General features: G+C 69.6%; 20 protein-coding genes. 5 read left to right on the top strand and 15 right to left on the bottom strand.

All coding sequences use genetic code 11. The features are described from left to right. Positions 1 to 160: 160 nt before the first annotated feature. Together AJAP_RS04965 and AJAP_RS04960 are read right to left on the bottom strand one after the other, a co-directional pair. A complete protein-coding gene (locus AJAP_RS04965; protein WP_038508575.1) occupies positions 161 to 1,681 on the bottom strand; it encodes an amino acid permease in 1,521 nt (506 codons plus the stop codon). Positions 1,682 to 1,912: 231 nt separating this feature from the next. Then, on the bottom strand, positions 1,913 to 2,827 hold the full coding sequence (locus AJAP_RS04960; protein WP_038508572.1) for a cation diffusion facilitator family transporter: 915 nt from the start codon (positions 2,825 to 2,827) through the stop codon (positions 1,913 to 1,915). Positions 2,828 to 2,971: 144 nt separating this feature from the next. On the opposite strand from AJAP_RS04960, the gene AJAP_RS04955 reads away from it, so the two are divergent. Further along, entirely contained in the window at positions 2,972 to 5,971 is a 3,000-nt protein-coding gene (locus tag AJAP_RS04955) for an AfsR/SARP family transcriptional regulator (protein WP_038508569.1), read from the top strand. Positions 5,972 to 6,023: 52 nt separating this feature from the next. Here the strand turns inward: AJAP_RS04955 and AJAP_RS04950 are convergent, their stop codons facing one another. From AJAP_RS04950 to AJAP_RS04925, 6 genes are all read right to left on the bottom strand, one after another. Further along, a complete protein-coding gene (locus AJAP_RS04950) occupies positions 6,024 to 6,533 on the bottom strand; it encodes a hypothetical protein (RefSeq protein WP_038508566.1) in 510 nt (169 codons plus the stop codon). A 189-nt stretch (positions 6,534 to 6,722) separates the two neighbouring features. Continuing rightward, entirely contained in the window at positions 6,723 to 7,946 is a 1,224-nt protein-coding gene (gene manA, locus AJAP_RS04945; protein WP_038508563.1) for a mannose-6-phosphate isomerase, class I, read from the bottom strand. A 66-nt stretch (positions 7,947 to 8,012) separates the two neighbouring features. Beyond that, positions 8,013 to 9,104 carry a hypothetical protein gene (locus AJAP_RS04940; RefSeq protein WP_038508560.1) on the bottom strand — a complete coding sequence of 364 codons (1,092 nt, stop codon included), beginning with the start codon at positions 9,102 to 9,104 and terminating at the stop codon, positions 8,013 to 8,015. Then, positions 9,088 to 9,309: a Trm112 family protein gene (locus AJAP_RS04935; RefSeq protein WP_038508557.1), complete on the bottom strand. Its 222-nt coding sequence runs from the start codon at positions 9,307 to 9,309 to the stop codon at positions 9,088 to 9,090. Before AJAP_RS04935 ends, AJAP_RS04940 begins: the two co-directional genes overlap by 17 nt. 52 nt (positions 9,310 to 9,361) lie before the next feature. Beyond that, entirely contained in the window at positions 9,362 to 10,717 is a 1,356-nt protein-coding gene (locus AJAP_RS04930; RefSeq protein ID WP_038508554.1) for a phosphomannomutase/phosphoglucomutase, read from the bottom strand. Positions 10,718 to 10,789: 72 nt separating this feature from the next. Continuing rightward, a complete protein-coding gene (locus AJAP_RS04925) occupies positions 10,790 to 11,143 on the bottom strand; it encodes a DUF3499 domain-containing protein (RefSeq protein ID WP_073848429.1) in 354 nt (117 codons plus the stop codon). Positions 11,144 to 11,259: 116 nt separating this feature from the next. Between AJAP_RS04925 and AJAP_RS04920 the strand changes: the two genes are divergently transcribed. Both AJAP_RS04920 and AJAP_RS04915 read left to right on the top strand, forming a co-directional pair. Then, complete coding sequence (locus tag AJAP_RS04920; RefSeq protein ID WP_005150818.1) at positions 11,260 to 11,691, top strand: metallopeptidase family protein; 432 nt, start codon at positions 11,260 to 11,262, stop codon at positions 11,689 to 11,691. 516 nt (positions 11,692 to 12,207) lie between these two features. Then, positions 12,208 to 13,281: an IS110 family RNA-guided transposase gene (locus tag AJAP_RS04915; RefSeq protein ID WP_038508549.1), complete on the top strand. Its 1,074-nt coding sequence runs from the start codon at positions 12,208 to 12,210 to the stop codon at positions 13,279 to 13,281. A 266-nt stretch (positions 13,282 to 13,547) separates the two neighbouring features. Here the strand turns inward: AJAP_RS04915 and AJAP_RS04910 are convergent, their stop codons facing one another. Together AJAP_RS04910 and AJAP_RS04905 are read right to left on the bottom strand one after the other, a co-directional pair. Next, a complete protein-coding gene (locus AJAP_RS04910) occupies positions 13,548 to 16,814 on the bottom strand; it encodes a glycosyltransferase family 2 protein (protein ID WP_038508547.1) in 3,267 nt (1,088 codons plus the stop codon). A gap of 132 nt (positions 16,815 to 16,946) precedes the next feature. Then, positions 16,947 to 17,330, bottom strand: coding sequence for a WhiB family transcriptional regulator (locus AJAP_RS04905; protein ID WP_007028952.1), 384 nt, complete (start codon positions 17,328 to 17,330; stop codon positions 16,947 to 16,949). A gap of 171 nt (positions 17,331 to 17,501) precedes the next feature. Between AJAP_RS04905 and AJAP_RS04900 the strand changes: the two genes are divergently transcribed. Next, positions 17,502 to 18,263 carry a site-2 protease family protein gene (locus AJAP_RS04900; RefSeq protein ID WP_038508544.1) on the top strand — a complete coding sequence of 254 codons (762 nt, stop codon included), beginning with the start codon at positions 17,502 to 17,504 and terminating at the stop codon, positions 18,261 to 18,263. Here the strand turns inward: AJAP_RS04900 and AJAP_RS04895 are convergent. Genes AJAP_RS04895 through mshB form a run of 3 tightly spaced genes read right to left on the bottom strand, consistent with a single transcriptional unit; the run spans position 18,247 to position 20,301 of the window. After that, the gene (locus AJAP_RS04895; RefSeq protein WP_038508541.1) at positions 18,247 to 19,053 is read right to left on the bottom strand and encodes a hypothetical protein; all 807 of its coding nucleotides are present in this window, start codon (positions 19,051 to 19,053) and stop codon (positions 18,247 to 18,249) included. The two genes, AJAP_RS04900 and AJAP_RS04895, sit on opposite strands and share 17 nt — an antisense overlap. Further along, positions 19,046 to 19,462, bottom strand: coding sequence for a hypothetical protein (locus AJAP_RS04890; protein ID WP_038508539.1), 417 nt, complete (start codon positions 19,460 to 19,462; stop codon positions 19,046 to 19,048). Before AJAP_RS04890 ends, AJAP_RS04895 begins: the two co-directional genes overlap by 8 nt. Continuing rightward, positions 19,459 to 20,301 carry an N-acetyl-1-D-myo-inositol-2-amino-2-deoxy-alpha-D-glucopyranoside deacetylase gene (gene mshB, locus AJAP_RS04885; RefSeq protein ID WP_038508536.1) on the bottom strand — a complete coding sequence of 281 codons (843 nt, stop codon included), beginning with the start codon at positions 20,299 to 20,301 and terminating at the stop codon, positions 19,459 to 19,461. Before mshB ends, AJAP_RS04890 begins: the two co-directional genes overlap by 4 nt. A gap of 158 nt (positions 20,302 to 20,459) precedes the next feature. Between mshB and AJAP_RS04880 the strand changes: the two genes are divergently transcribed. Next, positions 20,460 to 22,241 carry an ABC transporter ATP-binding protein gene (locus AJAP_RS04880; RefSeq protein WP_051972342.1) on the top strand — a complete coding sequence of 594 codons (1,782 nt, stop codon included), beginning with the start codon at positions 20,460 to 20,462 and terminating at the stop codon, positions 22,239 to 22,241. A 263-nt stretch (positions 22,242 to 22,504) separates the two neighbouring features. On the opposite strand, the gene AJAP_RS04875 is transcribed toward AJAP_RS04880, so the two are convergent. Both AJAP_RS04875 and AJAP_RS04870 read right to left on the bottom strand, forming a co-directional pair. Further along, positions 22,505 to 23,437, bottom strand: coding sequence for an ABC transporter permease (locus AJAP_RS04875; protein ID WP_143202720.1), 933 nt, complete (start codon positions 23,435 to 23,437; stop codon positions 22,505 to 22,507). Then, on the bottom strand, positions 23,430 to 24,446 hold the full coding sequence (locus AJAP_RS04870; protein WP_037342474.1) for an ABC transporter permease: 1,017 nt from the start codon (positions 24,444 to 24,446) through the stop codon (positions 23,430 to 23,432). The genes AJAP_RS04875 and AJAP_RS04870 overlap by 8 nt, the downstream gene beginning before the upstream one ends. Positions 24,447 to 24,504: the final 58 nt, after the last annotated feature.

The raw sequence follows: 24,504 nt of genomic DNA, 5'->3' as shown, positions 1-24,504 counted from the left end.
GAAGGTCAACTCGCGGTGCTTCTACACGAGTCCCGTTCACCCGACGGGGTGAGGCAAGAGCCCGGACGTTAGCGCACACCGATTTCACACCGGAATCGGGGCCCCCGACAAAACGGCCCACCATCCACAAAGGAATGGTGGGCCGTCGAAACGAGAATGATCAGTCCGAAACGGACGTCGGGACCTCGTCCTTCTTCTGCTTGCCGAGCAGCGAATGACGGCGGCTGTAGACGAAGTAGATGAGGACGCCCAGCACCATCCACGCGATGAACCGCAACCAGGTCAAAACGGTCAGGTTCAGCATCAGCCACAGGCAGGCGAGGATCGCCAGGATCGGGATCACCGGCACCCACGGCACCCGGAAGGCGCGGGGCAGATCCGGTCGCGTCTTGCGCAGCACCATGACACCCGCGGAAACGAGGATGAAGGCGAACAGCGTGCCGACGTTGACCATCTCTTCCAGCTTGTCGGCCGGGAAGAAGGTCGCGGCGACGGCGACCAGGCCGCCGACGACGATGGTCGCCCGCTTCGGCGTACCGTTCGCGCCGGTCTTCGCCAGCGAACGCGGCATGAGGCCGTCGCGCGACATCGCGAAGATGATCCGGATCTGGCCCAGCATCAGCACCATGACGACGGTCGTCAGACCGGCGAGGGCGCCGACCGAGATGATGTTGGCCGCCCAGTCGACGCCGTTGGCCGCGAACGCGGACGCGAGCGTCTTCTTGCCGCCGTCACCCGCCGAGGTGGCGAGTTCCTTGTAGTTCACCATGCCGACGACCACGAGCGACACGGCGACGTAGAGCACCGTGACGATGGCGAGCGAGCCGAAGATGCCGCGGGGCACGGCCTTCTGCGGGTTGCGGGTCTCCTCGGCGGTGGTCGCGACGATGTCGAAACCGATGAACGCGAAGAACACCAGCGACGCCGCGGCCAGCAGACCGAAGACGCCGAACGAGCTACTGCTGCTGCCCGCGAACACCGAGAACAGCGACTGGTCGACCCCGGTGGCCGACGATTCGGCGCCGGACTGGGCCTCCGGGATGAACGGGCTGTAGTTGGAGCCCTTGATGTAGAAGATGCCGAGCACGATCACGAACAGCACCACCGCGACCTTGATCCCGGTGATCACCATCGAGAACCGCGAAGACAGCTTCGTGCCGAGGGCGAGCAAGGTCGCCAGCACCAGCACCACGATCAGGGCGCCCCAGTCGACGGGGACACCGCCGATCTCGAACGTCGTCTTCGTGCCCTTGCCGAAGATGTAGGAGAGCACGGTTTCGAGGTAGGCGGACCAGCCCTTCGACACCGCGGCCGCGCCGACCGCGAGTTCCAGGATGAGGTCCCAGCCGATGATCCACGCCATGAACTCGCCGAAGGTGGCGTAGGAGAACGTGTACGCACTCCCGGCCACCGGGACGGTCGACGCGAATTCCGCGTAACAGAGAGCCGCCAGCGCGCAGGCGATGGCGGCGAAGACGAACGAAAGCGACACCGACGGGCCCGCGTAGTCGCCGGCCGTGCGCGCGGTGAGCGTGAAGATACCGGCACCGATGACGACGGCGACGCCGAAGACGGTCAGGTCCCACGCGCTCAGGTTCCGCCTGAGCTTCGTCCCCGGTTCGTCGGTGTCAGCGATGGACTGCTCGATGGATTTCGTACGCCACAGACCGTTTCCGGGCACCCTTGACCTCCTACACCTGACTGCGGTTCAACGGACCCTATCGCCCGGTCGTGACGGCAGCGCGGTGGGAGAGCAACGAAGTACCCGGAGGTCGCGGCGGTAATCGGCGGAGCACGGAGAGTTGCTCCGGATGGCGGTCGCGCCCCCACCGACGCCATGAAAGGTCCTTTCCTCGCAAATTTCGCAAGGAAAGGACCTTTCATGGCATCCGTGAAGCGAGCGGAGACCGGCTCACGCCAGCGCGCGGTCCAGGTCCGGCTCCAGGTAGATCAGCTTCGCCGTCGGCACCTTCGCCCGCACACGCGCTTCGGCGTCGTCGATGGCCTGCGCGATATCAGCGGTCTCCAGCCCCGGCACCAGCGCGAGCTTCGCGGCCACCAGCATCTCGTCCGGCCCGATGTACAGCGTCCGGATGTGGATGACCCGCTCGACCTTGCCCGCGGCGAGTTCGTCGACGATCACGTCGAGGTCGGCCTCGGAGGCGCCCTCGCCGATCAGCAGGCTCTTCATCTCGATGATCAGGATGATCGCGATGATGCCGAGCAGCAGGCCGATCGTCACGGTGCCGATGCCGTCCCACACCGGGTTCCCGGTGATGACGGAGAGCCCGACGCCCGCGAGCGCGAACACGAGACCGAGCAGCGCACCCGCGTCTTCGAGCAGCACCACCGGGAGTTCGGGGGTCTTGGCCTGGCGGATGAAGGCCCACCAGCCCGCGTCGCCCTTGATCTTCTTCGACTCCTGGATCGCGGTGTAGAAGGAGTACGACTCCAGCCCGATCGCGACCACGAGGATGCCGACCGCCACCAGCGGCGAGGTCAGGTCCTCGGGATGCGAGATCTTGTGGATGCCCTCGTACAGCGCGAACACCGAGCCGAGGCTGAAGAGCATCAGCGCGACGATGAACGAGTAGAAGTACCGGTCCCGTCCGAAGCCGAACGGGTGGGCGCGGGTCGCCTTCCGCTGCGAGGTCTTCTGGCCGAGCAGCAGGAGGCCCTGGTTCGAGGTGTCCGCGAGCGAGTGCACGGACTCGGCCAGCATCGAGGACGACCCCGTGATGAGGAAGCCGGTGAACTTCGCGGCCGCGATTCCGGCGTTCGCCACGAGCGCGGCGATGATCGCCTTGGTTCCGCCACCTGCAGACACTTGCAACTCCCCAAATGGTGTCCCGATATGCCGGGTTCGAAGGCTAGCAGTGCAGATGAGCCGGTACGCGCCGGGCGGGACAGGTCACAGAATTGTCGGGGCCCCTCGCTAGTCTCGCCCCTCTCATGACCTGGGGAGGTGCCCGTGCCGCGATTCGGCGTGCTCGGACCGTTGACGATCGAGGACCCGCCCGGGCGGCGCACGACGCCGCGCGGCGATCATCAGCGTGCCCTTCTCGCCGTCCTGCTGCTGAACGCGAACTCGTCCGTCCCGGTCGACGCCCTGGTCGAGACGCTCTGGCCGGATACGCCGCCGAAGTCGTACTCCTCGAATCTGCACACGTACGTCTCCCGTCTGCGGGCCAGGTTCGAGGGGCTGGAGATCGAGCGGGATCCGCACGGCTACCGGCTGGTCGTCGCGCCCGCCGACCTCGATCTGCTGTCCTTCCGCGAAGCCGCCGCGGCGGGGAAGGCCGCGGCGCGGGCGGGCGATCCGGCGTCGGCCGCGGGGCATTACCGCCGGGCCCTGGCGGAATGGCGCGGGCCGGTCCTGTCCGGGCTGCACATCCCCCGGCTCGACGCCGACGTCGCCCGGCTCGAGTCGGAGCGCCTGGCCGCCTTCGAAGACTGTGTCGACGCCGAGCTGTCCGACGGCAGGCACGGCGAGCTCACCGGTGAACTCCAGGCGATGATCACCGAACATCCGTTGCGCGAGCGGCTGGCCGCGCAGCTGATGATCGCGTTGCACCGCGCCGGACGGCAGGCCGATTCGCTGGCCGTCCACCGCGAGCTGCGCGCCACGCTCGTCGAGGAGCTCGGTGTGGAGCCCGGCGCCGAGGTCCGCCGGGTGCACGCCGCCGTGCTGCGCGGCGAGGATCCGGTGCCCTCGGCGAAGGCCACGCCGATCTTCCCGATCTGCCAGCTGCCGCCGGACATTTCGGATCTCGCGGGCCGCGAGAGCGAGATCGCGAAGCTCTCCGGGCTGCTCGGCGACGGCACGGGCGTCCCGGTCGCGGTGATCACCGGCGAGCCGGGCGCGGGCAAGTCCACGCTCGCGGTCGCCACCGCGCACAGGCTCCGCCGGTCCTTTCCGGACGGACAGCTGTTCGTCCCGCTGGCCGGCGCTTCCGACCCTCGCGACCTCTCCGACGTCCTCGGCGACCTGTTGCGCGCGCTGGGCGTCACCGGGCCCGCCATCCCGGACGACGTCGAAGCCAGGGCGGCGGTCTATCGAGGCCGTCTCGCCGATCGCCGGGTCCTCGTCGTGCTCGACGACGCGGCGAGCCCCGAGCAGGTCCGCGCGCTGCTGCCGGGCACACCGGGCACCGCCGTCCTGATCACCAGCAGGCGACGGCTTTCCGGGCTCGCCGGGGCGGATCGTCTCCCCCTCGCGCCGCTGTCGGGCGCCGAGGCGATGACCCTGCTCGCCCGCCTCGCCGGACCGGATCGCGTGGGCGCCGAACGCGCGGACGCGGAACGGATCGCCAAGGCCTGCGGCAATCTCCCGCTGGCGTTGCGGATCGCGGGCAGCAGGCTCGCGATGCGGCCGGGTCTTCCGCTGGGGAAGCTCGCCGGACGGCTGGAGGACGAGGTCTCGCGCCTCGACGAGCTCCAGGTCAGCGATCTCCAGGTCCGCGGCAGCATCGCGTTGAGCTATCAGGCGCTGAGCCCGGCGGCTCGGCGCGCGTTCCGGCTGATCGGCCGCTGCCGCACGCTCGACCTGCCCGCGTGGGCGGTGACGACGCTGATCGATGACGAAGACGCGGACGAGGCCATCGACGAACTCGTCGAAGCCAGCCTGCTCGAAGCCACCGGTCTCGACGCGACGGGCGAGCAGCGGTTCCGCGTGCACGACCTCGTCCGCGTGTACGCCACGGAGCTCGGCCGGGAGCTGGAAACCCGCGCCGAGCGGGTGGCCACCGTCGCGAAGGTGTCGGACGCGGCGCTCTGCCTCGCCGACACGGCGGCCCGCCGCCTGCCGAGGACGGTGCCGATGCCGTTGTCGGATCACGACGTCCCCGCGCAGCCGCTGGAGGCCGAGCTGGTCGAGCGGCTGCTGAGTGATCCCGGCACCTGGTTCTCCGTGGAGCGGGCGAACCTGGTCTCCGCCGTCTCGTCGCTGTGCGCCGTGGGCTGGCGGCGGAAAGCGTTGCGGATACTGGAAAGACTGAGCGCGTACCTGTACTTGCACAGTCATTACACCGACATGCGGACGTCGTACGAGACGTTGCGCGACGCCGCCCGCGAGGCGGAAGACCGGCACATCGCCGTCATCGCGGACGCGAATTTGGCCGTACTGCTGCATGTTCGCGGCGAGTACGAACGCGCCGCCGAGGGTTATCGCGCGTGCTCGAAGGAATTGGCGGAGCTGGGCGACCTCGCCACCCGGGCGTGGGTGGAGACCAATCTGGCGCATTGCCTGGTCGGGCTCGGCCGGGCCGGGGAATCGCTGCACGCCGCCACCCAGGCCCGCGAAATGTCCACTGTGGAGGATTCCGGGACACACGCGAGACGGGCGGAATCCGCCGCCCTGCACCGGCTGGGCAAGATCTCCGAAGCGCTGGAAATCGATCGCCGGATCCTCGCCCAGGCGCGGGAATCCGCCGACGATCGGCAGCTCGGCGTTGCCCTGCAAGGGCTTTCGTGGTCGCTGATGCTCGACGGCCGCCAGGAGGAGGCCTTGGCGACGATCGAGGAATCGGTCCGCGTCCTTCGCCGGACGACGGCGAAATCGGCGCTGGCGAAGTCGCTGCGCACCCAGGGCGCGATCCTCGCGGGCGCCGGGCGACGCGAAGGTGCGGTGAAGGCCTACGAGAACGCGCGGCGCCTGGCCGGAGCACTCGAAGAACGACCGCGAGAGCTTTCCTGCACCCGCGCGATCGCGGCGAGCTGGATCGGCGACGGCCGGGCCGACCGCGCGATCCCCGTACTGCGCCGATGTCTCGACGAATTCCGCGCCATGGGTGGGAAACCGGCGACAGGCCTCACCCTGCACGTACTGCGCAGGGCGTACGAGGCCGTCGGGGAAACAGAAGCGGCCGAGGCGGCGGGTGAAGAGGCGAAGCGATTGGAAGTCCCCCACGACGCCAACGCTTCGACCCTCGTCCGGTTGCTGTTGTCGCTCACCGAACCCGCCCCGGCCTGACCGAGTGGTGCCCGACCCCTCAGACGGGCACCACCCGGAAGTCACCCGCACTTCACGGGGCGGCGTGCCGTGGTTCCCGCCGTCCGGCGGAGAACCAGGCCAGCGTGATCGCCAGCACGCCGTTGGCCACGGCGTCCCACACCGGCGGCGAAGCGGCCCCGAGCCGCGAGACCGCGAACATGTTGATCAATCCCGCGACGGTCAGCATCACGCGGACGGGCTGGGTGCCCGTCACCACCAGTGCGGCGGTGAGCAGCACCTGCGCGCCGAGCGAGACGAGCACGACCAGCGGGAGGTTCAGCCTGCTCTCCGCGCCCGCCGCGAGCTCCTGCAGGCCGCTCCCCGCGGCCTTGACCGACTCGATCGCGTCACCGGCGAGCCCCGCCATCGCCTGCGCCGAGCCGACCAGCTCCTGGCCGCTCGGTACCGGGAGGACCAGGTCGACGACCGGGACGAGCGCGGTGACGACGGCGAATCCGAGCGCGGCGAGCAGGACGGTGGGACGCACGGGAACCGGCACCCGGAAGGCACGTCCGCTCGCCGCGCCGGGATGGGAAGTCACTGCTGTCGCTCCTTGGCCGTCGATGTCCGGGACGAGCCGACGCCAAGCGCCGGGTCACCCCTTCGGTCGATGGTCGCGGAAGCCGCCACACGGAACGCACACACTTCGGCCAAGCCCGCGTTTCGTCCTCTGAATGCGGTCCTTGCGCGCGCAAGGACCGCATTCAGAGGACGAAACGCGGGAGGAGGATCAGCAGGTGCCAGCGGTGGCGCGGAACACCTGGGTGCGTTCACCGGACAACGGCCGCACGCGGACCGCCGGGTCGGCGGCCGGGAGCCACACCGACTGGCCGCGGCGGAGTTCGACCTGCTCGCCGTCGTCGGCCGTCACCAGCAGGCCACCGGCGGTGCACAACAGGATCTGCGGGCCGACGTCGTGGACGGCGACCTCGCCGTCGTCCCCGGCCTCCCATTCGATCCGCGAGAGCTCGAACTCCGGCGCGTCGGTGCGGTACACCGACAGCCGCTCTTCGCGCTCTCCGCTCTGGACCGGCATCTCCCCGCACGCGAAGTCGACGACGCGCAGCAGCTCCGGCACGTCGACGTGCTTCGGAGTCAGCCCGCAGCGCAGGATGTTGTCCGAGTTCGCCAGGATCTCGACGGCGGTGCCGTGCAGGTACAGGTGCAGGTTGCCGGCGGGCAGGTAGATCGCCTCGCCCGCGCTGAGGGTGAGCCGGTTGAGCAGCAGCGCCGCGAGCACCCCCGCGTCGCGCGGATGCGCTTCGCCGAGTTCGAGGATGGTCCGGCATTCGACGTCGAACTCACCGCGTTCCTGGACGTGCTTCACGCACGAATCGAGGACCTCGGGCAGCAGTTCGTCGAGCGCGGCCTGCGGCAGCGTGATCCACGTGGTGAACAGCGCGCGCAGCCCGGCCGGATCCGGCTGGGCCTCCAGCAGCACCGCGTACTTCGCCAGCCCGGGCGTCTCGATCGCCTTCAGCAGCGCGATCGTGCGTTCCGGGTCGCGGAAGCCCGCCAGCGCGTGGAACTCCGTCAGCGCGCAGACCAGTTCCGGTTTGGCCGTCGGGTCCGGGTAGTTGCGGTTCGAGGCGTCGCGCGGGATACCCGCCGACTCCTCGCGCGCGTACCCTTCCGCCGCCTGCGCGGCCGACGGGTGCGCCTGCATCGAAAGCGGCTCTTCGGCGGCGAGGATCTTCAGCAGGAACGGCAGCCTGCCGCCCCAGCGGCCGGCGCAGGTCGTGCCGAGCTGACCGACGGGATCGGCTTCGACGAGCTCCAGCAGGCTCCGCTCGGCGCCGTCCGGGCCGATGACGTGGGACGGGTCACCGGGGTGGGCGCCCATCCACAGTTCCGCCTCCGGATGCGGCGCCGGCACCGGACGCCCCAGCAGCTCGGGGATCGTCGTTCTGGACCCCCACGCGTAGGGCCGCACGGCATTGCGCAGCAGCTCCACTGTCACCTCAACTCCTCGCCGGGCACGGGTGGTGCCGGCCCTCATTGCTTACGTCGCGCTCGGGACTCACGCCGTTGCAGGCGTGTACCTCCCGGCGCCGCCGATGCTGCCGACGGCCAGCCCCAGGTACACCGCGGCCAGCTCGAAACGCAGGGCGAGAACGGCCGCACGCACGATCTCGTCCGTTTCGATCTCTTCGGCCGGGGCGATCACGTCGCCGCCGGGCAGCAGGTCTTCCACCTGATAGCGGGCCGCCTCCGCGGCGGGCCCGGTCCGGACCGAGAGGAGCAGCACCCTCGGCGTCGCGCCTGCCCCCTCCTCAGGGTCCGCGAAGATATCGCGATCCACGCCGCCGGACAACGCCGCCCGCCGCAAAGCGGGCCTGGCCAGTGCCTGGCGGTAGTCCTCCACGTCACAGACGACGGCGGCGTGCGCGGCGAACGCGTGGGCCGCGTGCTCGCCGACGGCGACCGCGACCGGGTCCAGCCCCCACAGCAGCGGCTGGCGCTCGGCCAGCTTCAGCGCCATCGCCTTGGCCGGGTTCGCGAACGAGTCCCTGGCCAGGTAATCCTTCTCGGCTTCCGCGTCGAGGTGGTCCGCGAGCTGCTCGAGGTCGGCCACCAGCAGACCGAGCGCGTTCGCGGTGAGCAGGGCGGCGGCGAGGCCACGCGGGAAGGCCATCTCCGGCGGAACCGGCAGCCTGGGCGCGAGCAACAGCCCCTTGCCCGCGATGGAGGCCGCGACGGGGCCTTCGTCGGGCGCCGACAGGACGACGCGCGCCCCGAACCGGGCGGCGCGTTCCAAGGAGGCGGCCAGCTCGCGGTCACCGGCGTCGTCGGTGTGCGCGAAGACCACGTCGAGCGCGCCGATCCAGCTCGGCACCACCTCGGCGACGACCACCGGCACCGGGCACGACGGGGTCAGGAGCGCGGCGACCAGCCGGGTCAGCGTCCGGCTGACCCCCGGCCGGTCGATCAGCACGAGCGAGCGCGGGCGCCCGACGTCCAGGCGATCGCTCAGCTCGAGTTCGGCCGCGGCTTCGGCGGTCGCCCGGACCTGGGCGCCCGCCATCGCGGCGGCACGGAGGAGCCCCGCGGTGTCGGCCTCGGCCAGCCTCGCGGGGTCGTCGAGCAGGGAATCGTCAGGGACCGTCGGCATGGGCGCCATCCGGGGTCGTCGGCTCGGTGGCTTCGTCCAGCAACAGTACCGGGATTCCATCACGGACCGGATACACGCGACCGCATTCCGTGCAGGTCAGCGAATCGGCCTCCGGATCGGCCGGCGTCCCCGGCCGCAGCGGCGCGTGATCGGGGGACGGGCAGGCCAGGATCTCCAGCAACTGTGCGTCGAACGTGACGGCCATGGTTACTCCCTACCTGTGGGACATCTCTATGTGTGTTTTCACGACACATTCGTTACCCACGGACTATCGCCAATACGTCTTCGGTCAGCGCCCGGACGGCCTCGGCGTCGGCGGCCTCGACGTTCAGGCGGAGCAGCGGCTCGGTGTTGGACGGGCGCAGGTTGAACCAGCCACCGCCGGGGAGCTGCACGGTGAGCCCGTCCAGTTCGTCGATCTCGACGCCGTCACGCGCGCCGAAGGCGTCCTTGACCGCGATCATGCGGGCGACCTGGTCGTCGACGGTCGAGTTGATCTCGCCGGAGGCCGCGTAGCGCGAATACTCCGCCGTCAGCTCGGACAGCGGGCCCGCCTGCTCACCGAGGGCGGCGAGGACGTGCAGCGCGGCCAGCATGCCGGTGTCGGCGCGCCAGAAGTCGCGGAAGTAGTAGTGCGCGGAGTGCTCGCCGCCGAAGATCGCGCCGGTCTTGGCCATCTCGGCCTTGATGAACGAGTGCCCGACCCGGGTGCGCACCGGCTTGCCGCCGTGCTCGGCGACGATCTCCGGGACCCCCTTCGACGTGATCAGGTTGTGGATGATGGTGCCGCCCGGCTCCTTCTCCAGCTCACGGATGGCGACCAGGGCGGTGATGGCGCTCGGCGAGACGGGCTCGCCACGCTCGTCGACGACGAAGCAGCGGTCGGCGTCGCCGTCGAAGGCGAGACCCGCGTCGGCGCCTTCCTCGCGCACCTTCGCCTGGAGGTCGACGATGTTCTTCGGGTCGAGCGGGTTGGCCTCGTGGTTCGGGAAGTTGCCGTCGAGTTCGAAGTACATCGGGACGATTTCGAGGGGCAAGCCCGCGAAGACCGTGGGGACGGTGTAGCCGCCCATGCCGTTGCCCGCGTCGACGACGACCTTCAGCGGACGGCTGCCCGACAGGTCGACGAGCTTGCGCAGGTACGCCGCGTAGTCCGCGAGGACGTCCTGCTCGGTCACCGAACCGCGCTGGCCCGCGAAGGCGGGTACGCCCTGCTCGACGGTGTCGCGGATCTCCGCGAGACCGGAGTCCTGGCCGACGGGGGCGGCGCCGGAGCGGCACAGCTTGATGCCGTTGTACTTCGCCGGGTTGTGGCTGGCGGTGAACATGGCGCCCGGCAGGTTGAGCGAGCCGGACGCGAAGTACAGCTGGTCGGTGCTGGCGAGGCCGATCGACACGACGTCGAGGCCCTGCGAGGTCACGCCGTCGGCGAAGGCGGCGGCGAGCTCGGGCGAGGAGTCGCGCATGTCGTGGCCGATCACCACGGAGTCGGACTCCGGCTTGATCAACAGGGCGAACGCCGATCCGAGGTCGCGGACGAGTGCCGCGTCCAGCTGCTCACCGACCACGCCGCGAATGTCGTAGGCCTTCACGATGCCCGAAAGGTCTGGCACGCCTGCTCCCCGCCAATAGTCTCGTTACAACGCCCTCTGGCGCGCTCGAAAGCCTACCGGCGAGCCCTCGCGTCAGGCGCGGCCGGGCAGGACGCGCAGGTGGCCGCGCCTGCCCGAGGGTCCCTCGGGTTCGGGCTCGGGTGCGGGCTTGTCGGAGCGGCCTGCTTCGCGCACGGCCTCGGCCAGCGCGGTCAGCTCGTCGGCGGAGGGATCCGGGGCGGCGAAGGCGCCTTCGTGCCGGACGACTTCCCAGCCCTTGGGCACGGTGAGCCGGAGGGCGTGGGCCTCGCAGAGGTCATAGGAGTGCGGCTCGCTCGCGGTGGCCAACGGGCCCACCACGGCCGTCGAATCGCTGTAGGCATACGTGAGCGTGGCGACAGCGGGTTCGAGACAACCCGTTCGCGAACACTTTCGTACGCTCCGCACGATCGAGAACGATAGCGCGTCGCGAGCCCGGCGTACCGGCGACACGCGCTTTGAATCGCCGAGCGCGTACCCTTCGGTTCGTGGCGACGGCTCGTGATTCCCGACAGCGACGGCGGATGCGACGGGACCGGCACGGCCGGGGCCTGCGCGGAGCGCTGTATCCGTCGACCCTTCCCGCCGCCGCTAGCAGGGCGGAAAGGTTCGACGCGCTGGTTTTGGACGCGCTCGAACCGATCGAAGCGCGGTGGCGGCACGAGCTGACGAAGCTCGACGTCGCCGTCGACGACGTTCCCGAAGTTCGCTCGGATGGCGCACCGGCCGGAGTCGACGGCGTGCTGCACGACGGCGCCGTCCCGCTCTCGCGGCTCGTGCCCGCCGGCGTCGACCGCGCCGGCCTCCCGACGCGGGCCCGTATCGTCCTCTACCGGCGCCCCCTCGAAGCCCGCGCGAAGGACCCCGGCGAACTCGCGGAACTCGTCCACGACGTCCTCGTGGAACAGGTTGCGGGCTACCTGGGCGTCGAACCCGACGTCATCGAAGGCGACTAACCCCTCTCCGCACCCCCTCCACCCCGTACCCAGCCCCCGCCCTTCCCCGGGGGGCGTCCCCAGCCCAGCGTACCGCGAGGCACCGACGGGACCTGCGGAAACGACGTCGGAGGGCGAAGTTGTCCACAAAGGGAAGGGGCTGTGGATAACTCGCGGGGCTGGGCGAGCGGGTGGCTCAAGGGTTCCCAATGTCGCATTTGGGTCGCTCAGCGTCTCAAATGCGACATTGGGAACCCTTGCCCTCTCAGATCGTGTGCGAAAGCCACAGTGATGATGATGTGTGTGGATGGAGTTCTGGCGGGGTCTGGCTCGGAAAGCCACTGACGCCCTGGTTGGGGTTGTCTTGCGAAAGATCTGCCGGCTCGTGCTGGGTCTCTGTTCATGCACGTGACCAGGCCGGGGATGTGACTTGATAGGAGCCTGTGCCACCAGGACACCCATCACTGTGTTGTCCATCCCGGCCCGGTACGTGCCATCCGTTCAACCCGATCGAGACACGGAATGGCAGTGACCAGGATGACCGATCAGCAGCATGCCGTCGACACGACCCTGGTGACCGGCGGGGTCGATACCCATAAGGACACCCACACCGCCGCCGCGCTGGATCACCTCGGGCGGTGTCTGGGGACCCGCACGTTCCCGGCCACCACGGCCGGATACACGGCTCTGCTGGCCTGGTTGGGCGGGTTTGGCGTGGTCACCGGGGTGGGTGTCGAGGGCACCGGTTCCTACGGCGCCGGGCTGGCCCGCCACCTGGCCGCCGAGGACGTCACGGTGGTGGAGGTCAACCAGCCCGACCGGCACACCCGCCGCCGCGCAGGGAAAACCGATGCCCAGGACGCGATCAACGCCGCCCGCGCCGTGCTGTCCGGTCAGGCCGGCACGACCCCGAAAGCAGGCACTGGCCCCGCCGCGGCGATCTCCGCACTGCGCACAGCACTCAACGGAGCGGTCAAGTCCCGCACCGCCGCGCTCAACCAGCTCGACGCCCTGATCGTCACCGCCCCCGCGGCGCTGCGCGAAACCCTCACCCCGCTCACCGGCACCACCTTGATCACCACCTGCGCCCGGCTCCGCCCCGGCACCGACCTCACCGACCCGCGCACCGCCGTCAAAACCGCGCTACGCCGCCTCGCCCGCCGCATCCAGCACCTCACCGACGAAATCACCGACACCAAAACAGAACTGGCCACCCTGACCCGGCAGGCACTGCCCGCCACCACCGCCCTGTTCGGCGTCGGCCCCGACACCGCCGCGCAACTCCTGACCACCGCCGGCGACAACCCCGACCGCATCACCACTGAAGCCCGCTTCGCGCACCTCTGCGGCGCCGCACCCATCCACGCCAGCAGCGGCCGCACCACCCGCCACCGCCTCAACCGCGGCGGCGACCGCCACGCCAACGCCGCCCTCTACCGCATCGCCATCGTCCGCATGCGCCACTGCCCCAGCACCCGCGCCTACGTCGAACGACGCACCACCGAAGGACTCCCCAAACGCCACATCATCCGCTGCCTCAAACGCTACATAGCCCGCGAAATCCACCAAGCCCTCATCGCAGACCTCGCCACCCTCACCCACACCCCTTGACATCAATAGGAGCATCTTTCAGGACATCTGACGTCCCGAAAGTGGCTTTCGCGACACCTCTCGATGCGGCACAGATCCCATGAGGGCTGAAGGGGCCCTTCACCGCATGCCATGCAGCGAAGGGAGCTTTCACCACGTCACATGCGACGAAAGGCCCCCAAAGCGAACCCCGGAGTCGCCCCTAATGTGGCATTGGGGTCACCGAGCGTCCCCAATGCCACATTGGGGGCACCCAGCCGCAGGGAAGGGGGCCTTCACGACCAAGCTCAAGAAGCCGAGGGGCGCCGACGCGTGGGAACAGCCGTCAGCAGCGTGAACAGCACCGCCGCCACCTGCGCCAGCAGCAGCAGATTCCGCGTCGTCCCCTGATGCTCCACCACGACCTCCGAAGGCGTGGCCGGCACCGAGACCGCCACCTGGTGCCCCCAAGCCCGCACGATCGGCACGGCCTTCCCGTCCACGCTCGCCTGCCAGCCCGCCTCGAACTCCGCGGCCAGCACGAGCAGCCGCCCGGTCGGGCCTTCCGAGACGCGCACCCGCACGTCCGGCAGCCCGGCCTGCACCGGCGCGACGCCGGGTGAAGCCCCCGGCGCGCCCTTCCCGGTCACGGCAGCCTGCGCCAGTTCCGGCGAGATCAGCGCCACCTGCCCACCGGCGGGCAGCAACCGCAGCACCGGGCGCCCGTCCGAGGTCGGCGCAGCCAAAACCACCAGGTCTCGCGCGAGTTCGACGAAAGCGCCGCCGTCGGCACCGCTCGGCAACACCACATACGAGACACCCGACGCCAGAGCCGCCGCGAAGGCCTGCTTCACCGCATCCGGTGAGCCTTGCAGGAGGTCCCGGCGCCACGAAGCCAGCCGGTCGGCGCTGCCCGGCGTCGGCGCGAACTCGTCGTCGCCGAAAGTCGGCAACCGACCGCCGGTCTGCCGGGCGACGTCACCGATCACCAGCACCGAGCGGCCGCTCGCAGCCAGTTCCGCCGAGATCTCCGGCGCCAGCGAGGGACGCTCGCCCGCCCGCAGCGGCCCTTCCCGTCCGGCGACGACCGCGCCGGTCGCCAGCGCCAGCAGCACGAGCACCCCGGCCACGGCCGTGACCTTCGCCAGCCACGGCGCGGGCTCGACCCCGGATCCGCCCCGCTGCCAGGTCGCCAGCACCGTCCACAACAGACCCGCGCCGATCACCAGCAGCGGCACGCCGGCGTACCCGGTCGCGTGCGCGCCGCCCGACATCGGCGTCACCGCCACGAACCGCACCGCGACGAGCCCGAGCGCGCCCAGCACGACGACCGCCACACCGGCGCCCGCGCTCTTCGTCGGCCGCACCACCAGCGCGACGATCGCGGCGGCGACCAGCGCCACGCCGATCGGCCAAGCGCCGGGGCCGCCCGGGTCCAGCCCGGCGAGATCGGCGCCGGACGCGGCCGTGGCGCCACCGCCGAGCCCGTGCAGCAGCAGTTCCGGATGCCGCAGCAGCACACTCGGCCACGGCAGCAACAACGCCAGCGGCAGGAAGACCACGATGCCGACCGACGCGATCCGCCGCGCGAGCCCGGTCGGCGAAGGCAGCACCACGAACCCGATCACCAGCCCGACCAGCGCCAGCGCGTGCGCCAGCGGGGAGAAGGCGCCGATCAGCGCCAGCCCGATCGCGCTCAGCGCGGAAACGTGCAGCCAGCGCGAGTCCGCGCGGACCAGCAGCCCCACGATCCCCGCGATCACCAAAGGCAGCAGCAGATGCACGACGACGACGTCGAGCCGTCCCTGCGCGACCGAAGCCGTGGCCGCGGGAAGCACGCCGTACGCAGCCGCCGCGACGGCGCGCACCCAGCGACGCACGCGAAGGTGCCGAGTGGCCACGTACGCGCTCAGGGCGGCGAGCGGGATGTCGCCGATCAGCAGGATCGCGACGAGCGCCGCGGGACCGCCGATCGGTGTGAAGATCGCGCCGATCGTGCCCAGCACCGGCAGCGTCGCGGGTGCGGGGCTCGCCGTCCCGCCGGCGATCGCGTGCCACGGCGCGAGATACGACGACCAGATCTCGCCGAGCCCGCCGACCGGCAGCAGTTTCCCGCCGAAGAGATCGAGCCCGAGCCGGGATCCGTTGACCACGAACGCGAGCGCCGTCAGGACGACGAGCACGATCACCGGCGGGGCGAACACGGTCGCGCCGAGTACCCGCTTCCGGTCGACCTCGACGAAGACGAGTTCCGGTTCCTGCCCGCCGTCCCGCGGCACCGGCGACGGCTTCGGCCCCTCGGTCGCGGGCTTTTCGGGAACCGCGACCGCGACGACCGCGCTGGGCCGCCGAAGGCCCGTGCCGCGCGAGCCGACACCGCGCATCGCCCCCGCGGGCAGCGCGCCGGGACCGACCGGACGGTCTTGCCCGGCCTTCAACGCCTCCGGCGGGATCCAGGCACCTTCCTGATCCACCCCCTCCGGCACCGTCCCGAGGGCGAAATCCCGTTCCACACCACGCCGTACGAGGCCGACGACACCGGCGCGCACGGCGTTGCGCACCCGCGTCATCCGTCCGGTGAACAGACCGCCGACCTTGCCGGGCCGACCGGTCTTCCGGCGTTCCGCGCGGGCGGCGCGCAGTCCGGCGCGGCCGCGCAGCAGGTGCCAGGCGGCCGCGAGTTCCGCGCTCGCCTCGCCGGTGCGCCGCAGCAGCAGGAACGCGAGCGCCCGCAGCACCGCGAAGACCGGAATTCGAAAAAGGCCGAACCAAAAGGACAGTGGCGGGCAATTGACGAGGAACACCCGGAGCCCGTGCGCGCGGTTCGCCGTCGCGAGGGAAAGGCCGAGTGCGTCCGGTTCGCGCTGCCCGGTGCTGAGCGCGCGGGCGTGTCGCAGCCGGGCCGACGGCACCGAAAGCACGCGGCCGCCCGCGGCGTTGGCCCGCCAGCCGAAGTCGAGATCCTCGCGCAGCAACGGAAAGCCGGGGTCGTAGCCACCGAGCTCGTGCCAGACTTCCCGGCGCACCAGTGATCCCGCGCTCGGCACGGCGAGTACGGCGGTGTCGTTCTCATCCGGTGAGATCTGCTGCCGATGGCCGATGGCGTCGGTCGACAGGCCGGCTTCGACGATCAGGCGCGGGTCGCTCCAGTCGACCGCGAGCGGGCCGAGCACGGTCGCCGCGGGCTCGTTTTCGGCCGCTGCCAACAGGTTCTCGAGACAGCCGGGTTCCGGCGCGCAGTCGTCGTGCAGCAGCCAGAGCCAACCGCCGGGGTCTCCCCAGCGTTCGACGGCGTGCTCGACGGCCTCGCCGACGGCGGCACCGAAGCCGACTTCACCGGAAAGTGTGAGAATCCCGTCCAAGACCGGCGCATCGCCGTCGGCCGCCGCGTCGGCGAGGATCTTCGCGGTCCCGTCGGTGGATCCGGTGTCGACGGCGAGCACGTGCCGCGGCCGGACACCGCTGCGCCGCAGCGCGGAAAGCGCCAGTGGCAACCAGTTCTCGCCGTTATGACAGACCACAATGGCCAGAACGGGGGCCGTGCGCGGCACAGATGACGCGGCAGTGCGAGACAACGGGCACTCCAGATGTGGCGGCGAAGTCGAGTGCCGCCACCCTACGACGCGACCCTGTCACCCGTTGGTGGCCCCACTATATGGAAGCGAACGGAAGCGATCTCCGGCGCACGAGGCCGCCGGAGATCGCCGTCACACAGCTCGCTTTTTCAGTTTCCTACGCTCACGTTCGGAGAGCCCGCCCCAAATACCGAACCGCTCGTCATGCGCGAGGGCGTACTCGAGGCACTCGTCCTTGACCTCGCAACCGAGGCAGATCCGCTTGGCTTCACGGGTGGAGCCGCCCTTCTCGGGGAAGAACGCCTCCGGGTCCGTCTGCGCGCAGAGGGCCCGTTCCTGCCAGTCCTGCTCTTCCGCGGAGGCATCGTCGAAAAGCTCGGTGAGATCGCCCAGTTGCTGCTCCGGGACCTCACCCCAACCCACGACTTGCCCCCATTCCCTTCCATCTGCTTCCAACCGCACGTCCGCCTCCTCGCTGTCCACGCACTCCCCAGGCTGGCGGTGTTGAAACACCATCCGCCGCCCCCTTCCAGCGACGAATGACATCACTGTGATTACACCCGTGTAGTGCGGTCAGGTCAAGCGGAGTAGCGAGTTCGGGGGATACTCACGCCTCATCGCGCAAGGGGACACGCCGACAACTTCACATCGGGCATACGGAAGACTGGAGGGGTGCAGAGATCAGCAGTGCGGCCAAGCCCGATCTTCCTCGGCATCCTCGCGGTCACCGTCCTGGGCGGTGTGCTGGCGGCTTTCGGTGACACGACGACGATTTCCAGCCAGAAGTACGACCCGCTCATCATCATCGGCGTCGTCCTGCTCGTCGCGGGCGGCTGGGTCGCGTCACTGACGTTGCACGAGTTCGGTCACGCGATCGTGGCGTTCCGCGGCGGCGACCACAGCGTCGCCCACAAGGGTTACCTGTCCATGGACGTCCGGAAATACACGGATCCGGCACTGTCCATCATCCTGCCGTTGGTATTCCTCTTCATCGGCGGCATCCCGCTGCCGGGTGGCGCGGTGTGGATCGAGCACGGGCGCCTGCGGTCGCGCGGGGTCCAGTCGTGGGTGTCGCTCGCCGGCCCGCTGAGCAACCTCGGCGTCGGCGTCCTGCTGACCCTCGTCGTCGCGCTCGTGCCGATGTCGTCCGGTCTCGTGATCGGGCTTTCGTTCCTGGCGCTGCTTCAGATCGTCACGTTCATCCTGAACATCCTGCCGATCCCCGGCCTCGACGGCTGGGGCGCGATCGAGCCGTATCTCTCGCCCGGCGCGCGGGAATTCGGCGCGAAGGCCCGGCCGTGGGCGCCGATCGCGTTGTTCGCCGTGCTGTTCCTCGTGGACGGTGCGAGCAGGCTCCTGTGGCAGGGGTCCTTCGCGATCTTCGACGCCGTCGGCGGGTTCAAGCTCGCGGCCATGTACGGCCAGGACGCGTTCATGTTCTGGAAGTGAGCTCGCCGTCCGGGTGTGCGGTGAACCATTCGTGCGCCCGCTTCCAGACACGTTTGAGGCCGGACCGCTCGCCGAGGTAGTCGCCCGCCATGCCGACCACCGGCAGCTTCCCGAGCGCACGGTGGAAAAGGCGGCCGCGGGGCCGCTTCTCCAGTTCTTCGACGATGCCCAGCAGGCCCCGGCCGAGCCGCCAGAGCGTGCCCGCGGCGGCCTTCAAGGTGATCTTGCCGTGCTTCTTCTTCGCGTCGTCGAGTTCTTCGGTGAGCTTCGCCGCTTCGTCGTCTTCGGCGGCCTTGTCGTGTTCGGCGTGTTTGCCCGCCGCGATCACCGGATCGATGTCGCGTTCGAAAAGGACCCACGCGATCAGCCGGACGCGGGCGCCGACGTCGGTCACGCCGTACTCCCCCGCGATCGCGCACAGCAGCACCCCCTGTGCCGCCGAGCCGAGCGCGTCCTGCACGGGCAGCCGGTCGGCGAGCGCGCCGCCGAGGCCGGGGATCGCGGTGATCAGCGCGGTGAACCGGCCGACCCGGTTCACCCACCAGTCGGTCCGCTGGTAGTTCGACATCTCGGCCCACGCCGCGGTGCCGGGCACCTTGACCGAGGTGATCCCGTTGAGCAGCTTGTCCTTCAGCCCGGGTTCGACGCCGTCCAGATCCTCGTGACGACGGCCCCTGGCCTGCAGCCCGAACGGATCCGCGTCCCGCAGCGCGTCGACCATCGGCCCGCAGGCGCGGACGAACGGCCGCAGCACCGCCACGACCTGGCGGTCCGAAATCGCTTCACCCACCGCTGACTCCCTTCGCGACCTTCGACGCGGTGCCCAGGCCTCCGCCCAGCGCCAGCGCTCCCGGCAGCGCCCCGCCGCCGATCAGCAGCAGCGCCCGCCAGTCCTGTATCAGCACCAGATCACCGCCGGGGCCCGCCATGCCCATCCCGAGTACGACGAGTACCCAGACGAGCAGCGGAATCACCGAAAAGGTGGGCCGGACCACTTTGGCGGTCGTCCGCACCAGCAGCGGGGTCGTGATCACCGCGAGCACCGCGGTCACCGGGACGGGCGCGTCCCCGAGCTTCGGCAGCACGATCCCGTCGAGGCGGAGCGGCAGGAAGAACAGTTCGAGCAGGCCGAGCAGGAACGCGTCGAAGGTCAGCAGGGCGAGCAGCAGCCGCTGCCGTGACGTGAGCGGCGTGCTCACTTCGCGAGTCCTCCGAACAGATCGGCCGCGGCGCCTTCGGCGGGCCCGTGGGCGAGCACGAAGTACTCGTCCGGGGTGATCGGCTGCGCGACGTCGTTGCTCAGCGCGAAGTGGTCGGCGAGATGCGGCGGGGCGGGCACGCTGACCTGGGTCTCGTGGGCCCGCAATGCGGCCGCCTTCGCCGGGATGTGCGCGGCGACGTCCAGGACGGTCGTGATGGTCTCGTCCGGTGTCACCGGCAGCTCGCCGTCTTCGGGCACCCGGAACGACGAGCGCCCGCGCAGCGCGGCGAGCCCGGCCGTGACGGCGTCGCGGGAGGAAACGGTGTGGAACACCCTCTCGACCGACGCGGCTTTCGGCGCCGCGGCCATGGTGACCTCGTGCGCGCGGATGTGGTCGGGATGCCCGTAACCTCCGAAGGCGTCGTAGGTGACGACGACCTGGGGCCGGACCTCGTCGAGGATCTCGGCGAGCTGAGCGGCCTGCTCGTCGAGGTCGCCGCCGGAGAACGCGCGCGGATGGGCCGCGGACGGCGTCCCGGCCATCCCGGAATCACGCCAGCGGCCGATGCCGCCGAGATACCGGTGCCGGGTGACGCCCAGCGCCGCGCAGGCCGACGCCAGCTCGCCCGCGCGGTAGCCGCCGAGCTGATCGGAAGCCCACGAACCGAGCCCGTCGAGGGACGGCGGGATGATCTCGCCTTCCTCACCGAGAGTGCACGTGACGACGGTCACTTCGGCACCTTCGGCCGCGTAACGCGCGATGGTGCCGCCGGTGGTGATGCTTTCGTCGTCCGGATGGGCGTGCACCAGGAGCAATTTGGGCCGGTCGGAGATCACGGCTTGAAGACTAATTCGAACACGGCGCGCTTTCCTTTATAGGGTGTCGGGAACGGAAGCCGGAGAGGACCGACCTTAGTCGGGCGACTCTCGGTTATCCTCGCGCGAGTCACGGGCACTGCGCCGTGACCATATGTACCCCCACGAAGGGCATCTTGGTGAGCACTGAAGCAGCATCGTCGGACCTCGGCGGCGTGTCGGGTTCGGTTCTGTCCATCTCCGACCTGAGCGTCTCGTTCCCGACCGACGACGGCGTGGTCGACGCCGTCAAGGGCATCGGTTTCGACGTCAAGCCGGGTGAGATCGTCGCCGTCGTCGGCGAGTCCGGTTCCGGCAAGTCGGTGACCTCGATGTCGGTGCTCGGGCTGCTCCCGAAGACGAGCCGGATCGCCGGCGAGCTCCGCCTCGGCGAGCGCAACCTGGCCGATCTCAAGGAGAAGGACCTCCAGAAGATCCGCGGCAACCAGGTCGCGATGATCTTCCAGGAGCCGATGACCGCGCTGAACCCGGTCTACACCGTCGGCTGGCAGCTGCGCGAAGCCCTCCGCTCGCACCAGGACATCTCGAAGGAAGCCGCCGACAAGCGCGCCATCGAGCTGCTCGAGATGGTCGGCATCCCGAACCCGCCGCTGCGCTTCAAGCAGTACCCGCACCAGCTCTCGGGCGGTCTGCGCCAGCGCGTCGTCATCGCGATGGCGATCTCGTGCGACCCGAAGGTCATCATCGCCGACGAGCCGACCACCGCGCTCGACGTGACCGTGCAGGCGGAGATCCTCGGCCTGCTGCGCAAGCTGCGCGACACCCTGAACACCGCGATCGTGCTGATCACGCACGACATGGGCGTCGTCGCCGACCTCGCCGACCGCGTGGTCGTGATGTACCAGGGCAACATCGTCGAGCAGGCGCCGGTGCGCGAGCTGTTCGCGTCGCCGTCGCAGGAGTACACCCGCAAGCTGCTCGCCGCGGTGCCCGTGCTCGGCCAGCGTCCCGAGGGCCGCCGCCTGCTCGACGACGAGGGCATCTCCGCCGACAGCGACGAGGCGACGAAGATCGCCGAGGAGATCCGGCTGGAGGACTCCGAGCTCGCCGCGGTGATCGAGGAGAACGCGCCCGCGCTCGAGATCAAGAACCTCGTGCTGGAGTACCCCGGCCGCCGCGGCCAGGCGAAGAACCGCGCGGTGGACGACGTCTCGCTGAGCATCGCCAAGGGCGAGATCGTCGGCCTGGTCGGCGAATCCGGTTCCGGCAAGTCGACCGTCGGCCGCTGCGCGATCCGCCTGCTGACCCCGACCGCGGGCAGCGTGTCGATCGCGGGCAAGGACATCACGAACATGTCGAACAAGGAGCTGCGCCCGCTGCGCCGCTACTTCTCGATCGTGTTCCAGGACCCGGCGTCCACACTGGACCCGAAGATGACCATCGGCGAATCGATCGCCGAGCCGATGGTGCTGCACAAGTTCCTGCAGGGCAAGGCCCTGAACGAGCGTGTGGCGTCCCTTTTGGACAAGGTCGAGCTCGGTGGCCACTACCGCAACCGGTACCCGCACGAGCTGTCCGGTGGCCAGCGCCAGCGCGTCGCCATCGCGCGGGCGCTCTCGCTCGACCCGGCGCTGCTGATCGCGGACGAGCCGACGTCGGCGCTCGACGTGTCGGTGCAGGCCCGCGTGCTGGACCTGTTCCTGGACCTGCAGCGCTCGCTGCAGTTCGCCTGCCTGTTCATCAGCCACGACCTCGCCGTCGTCGACCTGCTGGCCGACCGCGTCGCGGTGATGCAGCACGGCAAGCTGGTCGAGGTCGGCACGCGTGACCAGGTGCTGCACTCGCCGCGCGAGGACTACACCCGTCGTCTGCTGTCGGCCGCCCCGGTCGCGGACCCGGTGCTGCAGGCCGAGCGGCGTGCGGCCTGGGAGGCGGGCAAGCTGGCCCCGGTGGCCGACTGACGCTTTCAGTACCCGAAGGCCCCCTTCACCGCGCCAGCCGCGGTGAAGGGGGCCTTCGCTGTACGTGGGAGTGAGGCGCCGCCGGACAGCACCCCGGCGTCTCCGGGAAGGGCGCGTCAGCGCCCGACCGGAGACTTCACCCCGCGCGCCCTCTTTTGGGCCGGAGGCCCACGGAAACGCGATGAAGGGGCGCCTCCCGCCCAACCTGAGGTTGAAACGGATCGGCGCCCCTTCGGCGCGTTTGCGTCAGCGCGCGGAGAAGATCACGCCTTCATCTTGCGCTGGCGCGGGTCGAAAGCGTCCCGCAGGCCGTCACCGATGAAGTTGATCGTCAGCGAGATCAGCACCAGCACGATGAACGGGCCGAAGAACAGCGCCGGCCGCGCCTGCAGCTGTGCGTAGTTCTCGAGGATGACGCGGCCGAGCGAAGTGTCCGGCAGCTGCACCCCGAGCCCGATGAAGGACAGGGCCGCCTCGATCAGCACGGCCTGCGCGATCGCGAGGGTCGCGTTGACCGTGATGAGGCCGACCATGTTCGGCACCAGGTGCTTGAACACGATGTGGAACGTCCCGGCACCGGACGCGCGGGCGGCGTCCACGAACTCGCGCTGGGACAGCGACATCGACTCCGCCCTGGCGATACGGGCGATCGGCATCCAGCCGAAGGCCGCCAGCACCATCGCGACGATGTACCAGGTACCGCCACCGAACACCTTCGCCAGGATGGCGGCGGCGGCGATCTGCGGGACGATCAGGAACAGGTCCGTCACGCGGGAGATCGCCGAGTCGGTGAAGCCGCGCAGGTACCCCGCCATGGCACCGAAAACGGTGCCGATGGTGGTGGCGACGAGCGACACGATGAGCGCGATCAGCAGCGAGTACTGGGTGCCGCGCAGGATCTGCGACACCATTTCCTTGCCGACCTGCGTCGTCCCGAGCGGATACTCCGCGCTGGGCTTGGCGAAGGACGGGAAGGAGCTGTCCTCGTAGCTGTGCGGCCAGAAGATCGGCATGATGATGACGGTCAGCACGAGCAACAGCAGGACGCCGGTGCAGATCATGGCCAGCTTGTGCCGCAGGAACTTGCGCAGGACCAGCTTGCCCTGACTCTGGGGCTCGGGCAGCGCCTCTTCCGGGAGCGTGCCGTCGGCGGACTTGGAGCCTTCCGCCGCGATAAGGGAGTTCAAGTCAGCCAACGCGAATCCTCGGGTCCAGGATGCCGTACATCAGGTCGGCGATCAGGTTGGCGATGATGATGCTGCTGGCGATGAGTACCAGCCACCCCATCATCACCTGCGTATCGCTCTTGGTCACGGCTTCGACGAGCAGCTTGCCCATGCCATTCCAGTTGAACACCGTCTCGGTGATGATCGCGCCCGAAAGCACGGCACCGAAGTTGACGGAGAACAGCGTGGTCACCGGGATGAGCGCGTTACGGAAGGCGTGGCGGAAGATGACCCGGCCGTTGGCGAGTCCCTTCGCACGCGCGGTCCGCACGTAGTCCGCGTTCAGCGTCTCCAGCATCGAAGCGCGCTGGAACCGGCTGTAGGCGGCGAAGCTGATGGCCATGATGGACAGTGTCGGCAACAGATAGGCGCCGACGTAACTGGCCAGGAATCCGCCTGGACCGTCGAAATTCAGCGATTCCGGACTCGTGGTGCGGATCCAGGGATTGCCGAGCACGTCGGACAGTCCCAGGTCGCGCACCCAGCCGTTGAACTCGATCGCGTACCGCTTGAGCACGATGGCGACACAGAAGATCGGCATCGAGAACAGCAGGAAGGCCAGCGTGGTGGCGATGTAGTCGATGATCGAGTACTGCTTGACCGCCGCGACCACACCGACGAGGACGCCGAGGATGAGCGCGAGGATCTCGGCTCCGACCACGAGCTTCAAGGTGACCTCGAACGCGGCCATGACCTTCGGGAACACCGGGGCCTGCGCGTTGCCCTGTGCGATGGACACGCCCCAGTCGCCGGTGACGAAGTTGCCGAGCCATGTGAAGTACCGGGGCACGATGCTCTGGTCCAGCCCGAGCTGCGAGGCCATCTGCGCGATGGCCTCCTTGCTCATCGCCGGGTTGCTCTTCATCTCGGCGAGCGGGTCACCGGTGCCGGCGACCATGACGAAACACAGGAAAGTCCCGACCAACAGGACGGGAATCGATATCGCCAGACGGCGAAGAATGTAGATCACCAGGTTCAACGAACTGCTCCTCATCCGGGCCTGGTCGCCGAAGTGCTGGACCGCTGCCCGGTTGTCC

The organism is Amycolatopsis japonica (genome assembly GCF_000732925.1).
GTDB classification, from domain to species: domain Bacteria; phylum Actinomycetota; class Actinomycetes; order Mycobacteriales; family Pseudonocardiaceae; genus Amycolatopsis; species Amycolatopsis japonica.
Note: the sequence above shows the minus strand (reverse complement) of the source record. Positions and strands in the feature narration are given on the sequence as shown.